This window comes from Paenibacillus sp. FSL R5-0766, assembly GCF_037971845.1.
Lineage (GTDB): Bacteria > Bacillota > Bacilli > Paenibacillales > Paenibacillaceae > Paenibacillus.
In genome coordinates this window covers 3,081,778-3,094,846 of record NZ_CP150227.1, presented here as the reverse complement: position 1 = coordinate 3,094,846, position 13,069 = coordinate 3,081,778, and the positions used below count along the sequence as shown (strand labels likewise).

Sequence of the window (13,069 nt, the reverse complement as noted above, 5' to 3'; positions counted from 1 at the left end):
TTGCATGACGAATCCCCCCTCTCATTTCGGTTAAGAAATGAAAGGGGGATTCGTTTTTGTATCCAATGGTAGAGTGGTAGCCCATTTGGTTGAGGCTTTCGGACTTTCAGGCTAACAAATCTGAGGCGTCTTATTCAAGGGTTTGAAGCTTATATATGCTTTTCATAAAATACCATTGTCATTTTGTCGTTAATTGCTTTTGTTACACCCGTTTTTTTGTAGCCTATCTTTTCATACAAATAACAGTTCCCTTTCTCTTGTAAGATGGTACCCAATTTCCATGACTTTGCATCATCATATATCTGCTCAACCATTGTAAAGACTTTTTGTGCAATTCCTTTTCCTTGATGTTCTGGCAGTATAAAAATTGGGCTAATACTATAGATTTGATAATCTTTTTCCACGACTCTAATCCCACCAACAGCAACCTCAAGATGATGAATTATGAAATAATCTGTGAAAGATTGATTGATTTGAGTAATAATGCTTTCTACGGTCTCATTGGCAGGGCTTGTTGCAAAATCCTGATATTTTTCCAACAAGGACATAAATGCTTTGACTTTCATTTCATGAATAGTCACTGCATCTTTTAAATCGGCTTTATATAGTGAAACCTCCATTAAATATATACCTCCGATTGATACGCTTGTTAGAAATATAATTTATAGTACATGCTCTGTTAACTTAGTACAAGAAAGATGTTCGTCTACGTTTGGTGTTTGTTTCATTTACAGCATACAAACAAGATAAACTATCATTTTTTTATTCGACGTTGTATTCTCATATTCCTTGATATCTAAGTAACGGAACCACGCCAATACTTCATCTAACTTTCCGCTATCATCCGGGGGACAAGATCATCCAGTACGAACGTTGGATTACCAAGGGTACACGCCATTCTCATCTAGGAACTCCCCATTATGGCGTTTACCATCCGTCGCATAGCGCACGATAATCGCAGCACCTGCTTCTTTTGATTTACCGCCTTCGGCATTGCCATTAAGATCTGTTGATGTGAATCCGGGCGTTACCGCAAAGACTTGAGCCCTGCTGTTTTTGACTTCATAAGCCATCGAAAGTGTCATGGCGCTGTTGGCCGTTTTGGATGAATTATAGTCGAAGGCATTTAAAGTAGATTCCTCATTTTGCATATGGTCTAGAGAAGCCATGTCGGTTGATACATTAATGATTGTGCCTTCATTATCTTTGATTAACGGGAACAATCGCTGATTCAAACGGAAGGTGCCGAAAAAGTTCACTTCAAAGGCGTTCCGCAGATCTTCCTCTTTTGTATCCGTGAAGGAATGAGAGAAAGCACCCGGCATACCCGCGTTATTGATCAGAAGGTTTATTGCGGGATAAGTCTTCTGAATCGTATCGGCTGCCTGCTCAATGCTCTTCAAGTCGCACATGTCGATCTGTACAAACTCTACATCTAACCCCTTGGAAGTTAACTCGGAAATAGCTGCTTCCCCCCGTTCAACACTACGAGCACCAAGGATAACTTTCCAACCTGCTTCACCTAACTGCTTGACGATTTCATATCCAATTCCTTTATTTGCTCCGGTTACAAAAACAGTCTTTTTCATGCGAATCCTTCTTTCCATAATTTGATTTATATTTAACAATGTATAAGTTACTATGCTACACTTAGTGTAGGTCAAATTATTTTTATAAAAAGAGGGATTAACATGTTAACGATTGGAGAAGTAGCGAAAAAAGTTAAAATCTCCATTGGAGCCATCCGCTTTTATGAGAGAAAGGGATTGCTGAAACCTGCTGCACGAAATGAGCAGAATAACCGTCTTTATTTGGAGGATGATCTGAACTGGCTGGTTTTTATCAAATGCCTTCGCGAAACCGGGATGAGTGTGGAAGACATCAAAAAGTATTATGATCAGGTCAATGAAGGAACTTCCACGCTGAAGGAAAGAACCAAGCTGATTGAGGATCAAAAGCAAAAGTTGCTGAATGATATCGAGGAGAAAAAAGCGCAGCTTGTTCATTTGGACAACAAACTGGAGCGCTATTATCGCGGAGAAAATTATTAACATAAGCCTTGTCCAATAGGCCAATTTTTTGCGTTTTATGTAAGAGAACACGTATCCTAACAAGGTTTCCTCAGTAGCTTCTTAAAATAAATACAAAAAAATCAGGCAGCCAGCATTAACTGTCTAACCTGATCCGAAACTTTCATTTTATAGCCCTTCACTATGGGACTACGTTCTATTAAAATTGGCCTTGTTGCTTACGCAGGTGGTAATGGTTATACTTTTCATCCTCGATCTCGATCAAATTTAACCGTTCAAAATTACATTTCTGTATCACCTTATTGGATGCATGATTGGTAGTCAAAGCGATGGCATTTAACACTTCTACGTTTGTATGTTCAAATAAATAATCTGTCATTCCTTTGAGCGCCTGCGTTGTGTAACCACGATTTCTGAAATGCTTGGAAATACCATACATAATCTCCCGATTGGGCGCTGGCAGTTCGTCCTTGATCCCTGAGCAACACCATCCTATGAACTCGTCATTTTCTTTGAGTACGATAGCCATACGTAAGTATAACTCTCCGATATCTCCTCCCGCCACCACAGCTTGTTTAAAACGCTGATTCTCAGGAATTTCATATTCGGTGAGCCACAGGCTCCTATCTTCAATCGTAGCGTTCCATCCCGGTAGGAATTCATACACCTCAGGTTGCCACGTAATTTCTTGCAGTTTCTCCAAATCTTCAATTCGATACTCACGCAAATAAATATCCTTGCAATCGATTATTAACTCATCACTAGAATTGGTTTGTTTCATAAGTTGCCTCCACATACTGATTTACGTTACATCATTATAGAGCCGTGTACCATTGCCTTAAAGGCAATGCCTTGATATGTATAGCGTCAGGATCTTGGGTTTTTTCAAGTTGGGGAAAACACTCTGGATATTGAGCCAAATATTCGCTAACACACCATCGGACCGACCAGTTAATATCTGTTGACCAATTTATCCAATGGTGTATTTCTTCCTTTGGAGCATTCTGCAATAATCCATGCATATACCATCCACGCACTCCTCCTTCTGTTTCATGCAGTAATGACACCCAATACAACTTTCGCTCTTGTTCGTTCATCGGTTCTCCGAGGGTCGATACTGCAATTTTACGAACAATAGCGGATAAATCCTTCGTGAAGTTCCATAACTCTTCACGTGATAATTCGCCCCTCTCAACTAAAACAGTTAAAGAGAGCGCTCTTTCGATATCATCCATTGAATGAATTGCGCTGTATGGATTTTGATTTTTTATACTTATCATGGGTAGAGTTTTTGATATGTACCTTGGCTTATCTGCCCTGTTCATACAACGAATTGTATTCTCAACGTTAATTCGAGGAGCAAGGTTATCATCACCCTCAAGCGGTTCTCCATACTCGACTAATAAGTTTCTCAGCATCTCGGAACTTAAACTCGGAAATTGGGAGAACAGATGGGCCGCAACACCAGCCACAAGCGCAGCTGCTCCAGAGGTGCCCCCATAAAAAGATACGCGCTGACCAGAATCTTCAGTTTCATAAGAGGGGATTGTAAGGTGTAGTCTGGGCGCTAATATATCTGGCCTAAAGTGGCCATCTCCATTTCTACCATAAGGTTCATCAGGGAAAGGAACGTGTAATGAACGATCGTCCTTTCCACGATCAACGTAGCCTCCTACTGCTAGATATTGTATTGGAGGCATGATGTTATTTAAACGTGTATTTCCATTCGAACAAATAACCAAAATGCCCTGTTGCACAGCTGTCGCCAATGCTTTAACCGTTGAGTTTTCACTCGTATTTTTAAGATAAACTTCATTATCTAATGCCTGCCAACCAGTACTTAAAATAATTTTTATATTCCATTCGACCCCATGTTCAAGAATCCATTCCATTCCTTTTTTCAGACGTTCTCCTTCTCCAGTTGTAAATGCGCCATGATCTAAAACTATAAATGTTGCTGCTGGTGCAATCCCGACGTGAATTTGTTCCTTTAACAGAATAGGTTCATGGGCTAAAGCCAGTACACTCATAAGGCCATGTTCACCTTTCCGATTATCTCCCTCGCTGTTCATAGATGAGATGTCTCGCATGGTGACAGTCATATTTTCATGTACGGCAACACATTTGATTCGTGTATTTAAGTGATTTAAGAGATGATGTGGTTTAATTGAATCGATAATTACAATCCCCACACCCAGACCAGAAGTATGAAAATCAGGTTGTTCAGCAAAACCTAACCTTTTCCATGTCGGATCGGGTATTGCTCTATCCACACGATCACCTCAGATTTTGATATCATTAGAATACTATCGCCTTCCGCTTAATGTACATTATCATTCATCCAACTAAAATTGGCAGATTTCGAGCTCTCTGGCGATCTTATTTATACTAGAATCATACAAGGCCCTCTTTTTCCATAAACTCGTCTTTGGTTAATCCAAAGAGGATCAGATCCTGGTATTTTCCATCCGTATAGATCACTTGGCGACGCACACCTTCCTGAACACATCCGAGTTTTCTCATCATGGCTGCGGAAGGTTCATTTCCCTCGAGTACATAATCATTAAATTTATTGAGCCTGCGCTCGAAGAAGGCATAGTTCAGCAAGATTCGAACGGCTCTGGTTCCGTATCCTTTTCCTCGATGATTCCTGTCAATTTGAATGCCAATGCTAAAGGTACCGTTTCTCTCATCAATGCTGTTCAGATTCACACCTCCGACATTTTCACCATCCATGTTTACAATTGTAAACATGATCCGTCCTTTGCCTAAAGAAAAATCAGAGAAGTTTTCCGTGAAATTCTTAGCCTCAACATGAGTTGGCGGCAACTCTACTGCACACTCCAATAACCGACGGGCAGGTGTATCAAAGCGGTTATAATAATGATCTTCCCAATCTTCCTCACGCAAAGCACGCAATCTAACCTTGTCATCCTGCCAGAAATATTGACTATAATCGATCTCTCTCATTCCAAGTCCCCCCGCATATACCACCAAATTTTTACTTAGAGCTACAAATATGATAACCCATAATGTGGAATTGGAGGAGATTTGTTTTCATTAAACACAACGAAAATAACCCCCGAACAGGACAAAACCTGTTGGAGGCTACGCTCTACTTCATATCAAAATCTAACTACGATTCTTCCGTATATTGAGGCTTGGACACGTTATCCGGAATCGTTTCGTCAAAAACATCCTGACCCGGATAATCCCGTACTTCTCCCTCGTGAAGCTCATGATTTTCATAATCAAAACGATGTGCAGACCTCTGATCCACCCGCCACGGAGAACTTTTCCCGAGAGACTCCGATATTAAAGATGAACCGTAAGGACCCTCCGGGAATTCCTCGAGTGTGATATCGTTTCGCTGCGACTCCACCGTAGACACATCGGTATATTCTTGCCGTTCTTCACGTAAAAACTTATCTTTCATCGTTTATCCCTCCTGATCCACTTCAGATGACCAACGTCCACTTATTGTGAGCGAGGACAAACGCATTTATGCATGATCTTTGGAAAACACTGCGTTTATTGTTCTAATCCATCGTCTTATTCATCACCGGATTAATCACGTTAATCATCGCCATCACAATTAGCGAATCCATATTAATAGTACAAAAACAATGAGGCCAGCCATGCTAAACCAGGTATCACGTTTGGACCATACCAATAACGATGAACGTCCTCCGAGCGTAGAGTGCTCTCTAACTTTACGCATTTCCATCGCAATGGTCATATCCTCTGCACGTTGGAACAGTGCCATTAACAAGGGAATCACCATCGGACCCAGGTCACGAATTCGAACGGTATTGGGTCTCAAAGCTGCCTTTCCACGTGCCCGTACGATCAGTGAGAATCGCTGCCACTCACTCCAGATCATCGGGATAAACCGAAAGATTAACGATACAGCAAGAGCAAACGAAGCTACGGGCAACCTGATCTTTTTACCGATACCGAGTACCCAATTAAGCCCCTCTACCATTCGCCCATAAGGTGTCGTCAACGAAAACCAAAGGCTTGCCAATGTGACGATAAACAAACGATACACATTCAGCAAAGTGCCCTCCGCCTGCATCAGGGAAAAACCAAAGTGCAGACCTCCTCCCTCTGTTGAAAGGGTTGTTCCAGATAACGCCGTCGATATGATGAAAAAGAATAATAATGGCTTCATTAACTTCATACATCCAGCCAAAGTCTGACGCGGGAGCACGGCAAGTGCTGCTACTACCGGCACCAGTGTTAACGTCAATCCCAGCCAGCGCTGTTGAAGCATAGCTGCGGTGACCAGCAAAATATACAAAATCCATTTCAGACGCGGGTCCATGACGCCATATAATCCCCCCGAATGAGTCAAGGTGTTCGGAAGAAGCTTTGGATCATCCTCCGTTTTAATGGACGATAGCATCAGTGCTTCTTTTTCATACTTCATTGCATCACTCTTGACTTCCATCGTTACCGTCCCTAATGCTTCTTTCGATCCGTTCTGTATCTGTATTTCAACTAACGTAGACTGAACAATGCATTCAGCCATCTCCTCTGGCGTCATCGCGGTCAAAGGCAGCTCAAGACCCGCTGCTCTGAATTGCTGTGCCAGTCTCATCGATGGTGGCAGTCCAATCCCTGTTTGCTCCAGCAGTTCAGGTCTTTTGTGAAGTTCTCTCGGCGTAAGATCAGCGATTAGGCGGCCTTCCTGCAACAACAATACTCGATCCGCACAAGGCAAAAATGTATCCAGATCATGGGTTGCTACCACACCCCCACCACCTGCCAGACGATGTTGCTCCAGTACATCCAGCAAAAGCCCGACACTTTGCGCTTCCAACCCGGCGCTCGGCTCATCCAGCAGAAGCCAGTGTGGGTTGGTCACACTTCCGAGAGCAAGTCCAAGCCTGCGCTTCTCTCCCCCACTTAGAGCAAATGGCGACCTGTCCAGATGAAAACGCCGGTCCAACTCCGAGGATACTGGCGGGTCCCATTGGTTCAGTGCTTTTGTGATCTGCTCTTGTTGCTGTTTCTCTGAAAGTCGATAGGGATGCAGAGAATATGTGAATTCACGCTGAATACTTCGGCCAAACAGTTGTTGTTCCGGAAATTGAAACAATAGTCCCGTTTGCAATAAAATCGACTGCGGCACTTTTCCTTCTTTCCAGAAAGGTGTGCCATCCAATGTGATACTTCCTGCATCGGGCGGTCTCAGACCAGCCAACGTCTGTAGTAAAGTCGTTTTTCCTGAACCCGTACAGCCCAACAGCAAGGTGATTTCCCCACTGTTCAACTGTACGCTCACATCTTCGAGCAGTGCACGTTTGCTCGATTCCGATGCTTCTATACGTATATTGGTTAGCTCGATCTCCAACGTGCGACCTCCTTAGCCAGTTGCTCAGGTCGCAGTGGCATGGCTTCTGGCATCATACCTTTTTGCTTGAGCAATAACGCAGTTTTTACAGTAAAAGGAGGGTCCAATCCTAACCGTTCACAGGGGGATAGCTGTACATTTTCCCGTGTAGCCTTCTCATTCAGCTCTGTTTCATAGAAAAAGGACTCCGGCGTCCCGTTGTACACACAACGTCCCCTCTCCATAGCAATGATTCGATCACACAGGGTTGCTTCCTCCAGATGGTGTGTAATCCAGATCACCGTTGTCCCCCGCTGGGTAATCTTCTGAACGATGGCCTCGATACGGTCTCTTGCTCCCGGATCAAGCATGGCTGTTGGCTCATCCAGAATCAATATATCCGGTTTGGCTGCGAGCGCTACAGCAATATTAAGCAGTTGTTTCTGTCCACCGGATAATTGTGAGACAGCCTTCTCCGGGGGATATTGAAGTCCTACGGTATGTAATGTATCCTGCCTGCGCTCCAATTGCTCTTCTACAGATTCCATCAATGGTGACAGCGCAAAATGAAACTCCTCTTCAATCGTATCGCCTAGTACCTGTGCATCCGGTTGCTGCAGTACACCCCGAACGGTAAGTTCATCCGAGATATCCCGTACCCCTCCAGATAGTGGAATGAATCCAATCAGTAGTCCAGCGAGTGTGCTTTTTCCACTGCCATTCGCCCCTACAATACTAATCCATTCTCCTTGGTGCAGCGTAAGTGAGACCCCATCCAGTGCTTTTCTCACCTGACTACCTTCGGAAGCATAATGCACTCGAACATCTTCTAATGTAATTATAGGCAGGTTGCCTTGCATCGTAAATTAGTCCTTTCCCTTTCTATTATTCTGTGGTACGATCCTAATCGTTAACCACATTCAATTAATTGGTTAACAATTATATTACCAAAATGGAGAGGATTGTTCAAACATGAAATTATCTTTGCGAGGCATTGTATTCAGCGCACTTATGGCCGCAATTTTAGTACTTTTTGGTTACATAAGCATTCCCATTGGCTTCTCCCCAGTACCGATAACATTACAAACCTTGGCTGTTATGCTGGCTGGAGGATTGCTTGGTCCGTTGTATGGGTTTTTAAGTGTCACGATGGTTGTTCTGCTCACCGCTCTAGGATTCCCCTTGCTACACGGGACCGGAGGACTTGCAGTACTTCTTGGACCTACCGGAGGATATGTGATGATGTGGCCAATCTCCGCATTATTAATTGGACTGTTGCTTGCACGAATCAACATCAAAGGTGTAACAGGATTCATGCTCGCTTTTGTTGTATTTGAACTATTTGGCTCACTGCTCGTGTATGTCTCGGGTGTCCCTTGGCTTGCCTATGCATACAAAATGGACTTACCTGAGGCCATGATTCAAGGGTTCTATCCTTACATTATTGGTGATCTGATCAAAGCTGTATTTGCTGCCATCATCATTGCGCCCGTGCGCATGGTATTCCCACCTCAACGTCTCACAGGTAACATGCATTCCACGGTTATAAAAGCGGATTCTTAATAGAAGCTACATAAGGTAACTGATCTGCCTATCTTTGAAAACGACGAAACCGCCAAAATCACTTTGGCGGTTTTCGTTACTTCTCTTCCTCTAAGGTTGTTCTGTCATCGGAGTGATCCGTGTAAATCTTCTTTAGTTCAACTTATATATTCACCTGAATTAATTGACGCTCTGTAATCTTAAATTGTTGATCCGCTGTATTTTCAATAAACCTCTGATCATGAGATACATACAGAATCGTTCCTTCATACGCCTTGATAAAACGCTCCAACGCTTCCAGTGCATGCATATCAAGGAAATTCGTCGGCTCATCCAACAATAGAATGTTGTATTGTCCAAGAAACAAGTGACATAATTGAAGACGAATCGCCTCTCCTCCACTTAATGTCCCCACATTCTTCAGCAAGTCATTACCTGTAAACTGCATCGCATGCAACGCACTTCTGAGCTCTGATTCCTCATAATCTGAACGATTTTTCAGGAATTGTAATACGGTCTCTTTTGTTGTGAAACGATAGCTCATTTGCTGAAAATAACCGAGCTTTGCTTTTGGAGACATTGTGATGTGATCCCCAGCATGGAAAACATGGTTAAGCAATTTACTTTTCCCGCTGCCATTGGCTCCGGTTATCGCTATTTTTTGTTTTAATGGAATTTGAAAACTTACATCCTCCAACAATATGTTTCCATCCACCTCAAGTGTAAGGCGATCTGCCATAATCGGAAATCGATTGTGCAGCTCCAGTGTCTTTGGCTGACGAAAGATCATTGGCCGTTCCTCTTGCACTGCTTTTACCTCATGAAGTTGTTGCATCCGCTGTTCAATCGCTTTGGCTGCGCGGTGGACCGCTTTTTGACTAGTGCCTTTGGATTTTGTTTCAACCATACGATTTGCTTTTGCTTTGGATTCTTTTTTGGACATGCTTCCGGCCTGCGTTATTTTTTCAGCTTTCTTCATCTTTTCCCGAGCGGCCAGCTCCAATCGTCTTTTCTCTTTGGAAAACTGCTCATGCGCCTGGTTTTGTTGTTCACGCTCCAGCCTCTTCTGTGCCTGATAATCACTATAGTTACCGGAATATACGCGAACCTCACCTTGATGGATTTCCCAGATCGTGGTTACCAGCTCATCCAGTACCGCACGATCATGACTGATCAGTACAAGCGCCCCATAGTAATAACGCAATTCATCCAGCAAAAATGTAATGCCCTCTTGATCCAGGTGTGTTGTTGGTTCATCAAGTAATAGTACTTCATGATAATGAGTGAACATTTGAGCCAGTTTTAAACGGGTCTGTTCTCCACCACTCCATGGCTGATCGTGTTGAGGTATGGCTAATTTACTGAGTAAAGCCCCGTCAACTTCGATATTTTCGTTAGGCTGGGGAGGTTCCACTTGTTCCAAATAACCAAACTCTGCAAAACGTTTTACCTTTCCGGCTGTTGGCTGGATCTGCCCCGCAATGAGTTTCAACAATGTACTTTTACCCTGACCATTACCACCTACTACACCGATGCGATCCAGTTGATGCACAGCCAGTCGCTCAATGTTCAGTATTACTTTATCCATATAGGTCATCTCAACCTGTTCTAATTCAAAACATATCTTTTCCATATTCGCTACCTCCGAAATAAGATTTATTTCGTATCGATAGCGAAGCACGCTTCTATCGATACGAGCTTATCGTGCTAGCTCGTATCAATAGAACAGTAACGTCATCATAGCGGTTACCTCCAGTAGTCTGTATTGAGCGCCTTTACCTAATTATTTAACTGATATAGATAATCAGAAGAAAAACAAAGAATCACAGGCCACGGCCTGTGATTCAACGTAAACGAGAAAGCGAGTATAACACTTATTTTAAGGTGGTCAGGATGATTGAAAATGACAGACTGATCCCGTTTACTCTGAACCAATAGTCAGAGCCTTTGAACGTATTCAATTACCGATTCAAAGGAAGGAAGCGCAGTCTCATCGCATGTGTCATGTTCAATAATCCACCTTTCATTAACATGTATAGATGTACAACTCCAATTATAATTTTCCAATTCCACCATGTCAACGGAACGATGAAAATACTATACCATCAGATTAGTACATCAATCTACTTTTGTTCCTGGCCATTTCCGCTACTTAATTTCAATAGAAGTTCCTGGCTATGAACCTGACCTGTAGCCTGTGGAATCACTTCTTCGTAGTTGGCTGAGTTGGTTACTATAATTGGCGTTACCGTATGATAACCAGCAGCCTTAATCTGTGCAATATCGAATTCAAGCAACAGATCTCCCGCTTGGACGCGATCGCCTTCTTTGATATGGGAGACAAAATGCTGCCCATCCAATTTAACGGTATCCACGCCAACGTGAACCAATATTTCAGCACCGGTGTCTGATACTACAGCCAAGGCATGTTTTTTCTTGAATGCAACGGTAACTGTACCGTCAAAAGGTGCTACGACTCTGCCCACAGCTGGCTCAATCGCAATCCCTTTACCCATGGCTCCCGATGCAAAGGCCGGATCTGGAACTTCCGACAATTCAACAATCGTTCCCTCGATTGGGCTAAATACAACCTCGTCTGAAGCATTCGTTGTACGGGCAGGTTGCTCAGCAGATACAGTAGGTTCAGTTTTTGTTTCTTCTTCTACCGGATCTTTGAAGCCCATGATGTACGTCAGTGCAGCCGAAACAACAAACGATACTACGATACCCAGAATCAATCCAGGGAAACCTTGTCCACCTGGTCCGTAGAAGATTGGCAAGGTCAGTAACCCTGGTGCACCGGATGCAAATGCCAATGTACCCGCTTGACCAATGATAGCTCCACCAACAGCACCACCGATTACCCCTGCAATGAATGGACGTTTTAGTGGTAATGTTACCCCATAGATGGCCGGTTCAGTAATACCGAATAATGCAGTCAACGTGGATGATCCAGCCAGCGTTTTCAGTTTTTTGTTCTTGGTTTTTAGCATAACCCCAAAAGCAGCACCCGTTTGAGCAAAGATCGAAGCTGTCGCAGCCGGTTTAACGCCATCCTGTCCATACACGGCAACGTTGTTGATAAATACCGGAATCAGACCCCAGTGTATTCCGAAGATAACGAGCAGCTGCCAGCTTGCACCCATAACGGCTCCAGCGAGCAATGGACTGAATCCAAATGCGGCAACCAGTCCAGCTGCAATTCCATTACCAACGTATACGCCAAATGGTCCGAATACAAGCAATGTCAGAGGTACCATAATCACTAGCAAAAACAATGGCGTAACAAAGTTTTTCACACTATCGTGAAGTGTCTTATTAAAGAATTTCTCCAACTTGCTCATAACAATGACAGCTAAAATGATAGGAATAACTGTAGATGAATAGTTCATCAAGATGACAGGGATACCGAAGAAATCCGTTGGTGTTCCTTCTGATTTCAACGTGACGATGGACGGATAGATCAGCGCTCCTGCAATCGTCATCGCTACAAACATATTTCCCTGGAATTTACGGGCTGTTGTAACCGCTAACAACAGAGGCAGGAAGTAGAAGAGACTATCTGCTGCTGCATACAGGATCGTATATGTTGTTTCTGTCGTTTCCAGCCATCCGATATTGCTTGCAATCAACAATAACCCTTTTAGAATACCAGCTCCCGCCATAACACCCAGAAGTGGTGCAAAGATGCTGGATATGATATCGATAATACCCCCGAGCCCTTTGGCTGCTTTGCGAGGTTTTTCTTTATCTGACGAATCTTCCAGAATGTTACTGATCTGTCCAATGGCACTATAGACTTCAGGCACCTTGTTACCAACAACCACCTGGAACTGTCCTCCATTTTCTTTGACTGCGATGATGCCTTCTGTTTTCTCCAGTTTGGCTTTGTCTGCCTTGGCATCGTCCTTCAATACAAACCGTAATCGTGTTGCACAATGAACCAGTGATTCCACATTTTTCTCACCGCCAACCAATTCTACAATCTCTTTGGCCAGTTTCTCTTGACTCATAATCTGCACCCCCACTTTTTCTCAAACAGGCCTCTTACCGATTTTTTTGCACGCAAAAAACCTAAGCCTTGAGCAAGGGGACACAATGGTCCTGTCCTTCTCATGACTTAGGTTTTGCCTGCATAACCAGTAACAATCCCAGTTAA

At 43.3% G+C, this 13,069-nt stretch carries 12 protein-coding genes; 2 read left to right on the top strand and 10 right to left on the bottom strand.

Annotated elements, in window-relative coordinates; all coding sequences use genetic code 11:
• Nucleotides 1–149 precede the first annotated feature (149 nt).
• Both MKY66_RS13520 and MKY66_RS13515 read right to left on the bottom strand, forming a co-directional pair.
• On the bottom strand, nucleotides 150–620 hold the full coding sequence (locus MKY66_RS13520) for a GNAT family N-acetyltransferase (RefSeq protein WP_076214885.1): 471 nt from the start codon (nucleotides 618–620) through the stop codon (nucleotides 150–152).
• Between the two features lie 258 nt (nucleotides 621–878).
• A complete protein-coding gene (locus MKY66_RS13515) occupies nucleotides 879–1,589 on the bottom strand; it encodes an SDR family NAD(P)-dependent oxidoreductase (protein WP_076214882.1) in 711 nt (236 codons plus the stop codon).
• Nucleotides 1,590–1,691: 102 nt separating this feature from the next.
• Between MKY66_RS13515 and MKY66_RS13510 the strand changes: the two genes are divergently transcribed.
• Complete coding sequence (locus MKY66_RS13510) at nucleotides 1,692–2,051, top strand: MerR family transcriptional regulator (protein ID WP_076214880.1); 360 nt, start codon at nucleotides 1,692–1,694, stop codon at nucleotides 2,049–2,051.
• Between the two features lie 178 nt (nucleotides 2,052–2,229).
• Here the strand turns inward: MKY66_RS13510 and MKY66_RS13505 are convergent, their stop codons facing one another.
• The 6 genes from MKY66_RS13505 to MKY66_RS13480 form a co-directional block, all read right to left on the bottom strand.
• A complete protein-coding gene (locus MKY66_RS13505) occupies nucleotides 2,230–2,811 on the bottom strand; it encodes a GNAT family N-acetyltransferase (RefSeq protein ID WP_076214877.1) in 582 nt (193 codons plus the stop codon).
• Between the two features lie 34 nt (nucleotides 2,812–2,845).
• Nucleotides 2,846–4,303, bottom strand: coding sequence for a S8 family serine peptidase (locus tag MKY66_RS13500; protein WP_076214875.1), 1,458 nt, complete (start codon nucleotides 4,301–4,303; stop codon nucleotides 2,846–2,848).
• Between the two features lie 121 nt (nucleotides 4,304–4,424).
• Nucleotides 4,425–5,000: a GNAT family protein gene (locus MKY66_RS13495; RefSeq protein ID WP_076214872.1), complete on the bottom strand. Its 576-nt coding sequence runs from the start codon at nucleotides 4,998–5,000 to the stop codon at nucleotides 4,425–4,427.
• 166 nt (nucleotides 5,001–5,166) lie between these two features.
• Entirely contained in the window at nucleotides 5,167–5,466 is a 300-nt protein-coding gene (locus MKY66_RS13490) for a hypothetical protein (protein ID WP_076214871.1), read from the bottom strand.
• Nucleotides 5,467–5,625: 159 nt separating this feature from the next.
• Nucleotides 5,626–7,389 carry an ATP-binding cassette domain-containing protein gene (locus MKY66_RS13485; protein WP_076214869.1) on the bottom strand — a complete coding sequence of 588 codons (1,764 nt, stop codon included), beginning with the start codon at nucleotides 7,387–7,389 and terminating at the stop codon, nucleotides 5,626–5,628.
• Entirely contained in the window at nucleotides 7,374–8,228 is an 855-nt protein-coding gene (locus tag MKY66_RS13480; protein WP_076214866.1) for an ATP-binding cassette domain-containing protein, read from the bottom strand. Before MKY66_RS13480 ends, MKY66_RS13485 begins: the two co-directional genes overlap by 16 nt.
• A 112-nt stretch (nucleotides 8,229–8,340) precedes the next feature.
• Here MKY66_RS13480 and MKY66_RS13475 point away from each other — a divergent pair, with 112 nt between their 5' ends.
• Complete coding sequence (locus MKY66_RS13475) at nucleotides 8,341–8,931, top strand: biotin transporter BioY (protein WP_076214865.1); 591 nt, start codon at nucleotides 8,341–8,343, stop codon at nucleotides 8,929–8,931.
• Nucleotides 8,932–9,073: 142 nt separating this feature from the next.
• Here MKY66_RS13475 and abc-f read toward each other — a convergent pair whose 3' ends face one another.
• Nucleotides 9,074–10,543 (bottom strand): ABC-F type ribosomal protection protein, encoded by a 1,470-nt coding sequence (abc-f, locus tag MKY66_RS13470; protein WP_076214862.1) that lies wholly within the window; start codon nucleotides 10,541–10,543, stop codon nucleotides 9,074–9,076.
• A gap of 490 nt (nucleotides 10,544–11,033) precedes the next feature.
• Entirely contained in the window at nucleotides 11,034–12,923 is a 1,890-nt protein-coding gene (locus MKY66_RS13465; RefSeq protein WP_076214859.1) for a beta-glucoside-specific PTS transporter subunit IIABC, read from the bottom strand.
• Between the last annotated feature and the right edge of the window lie 146 nt (nucleotides 12,924–13,069).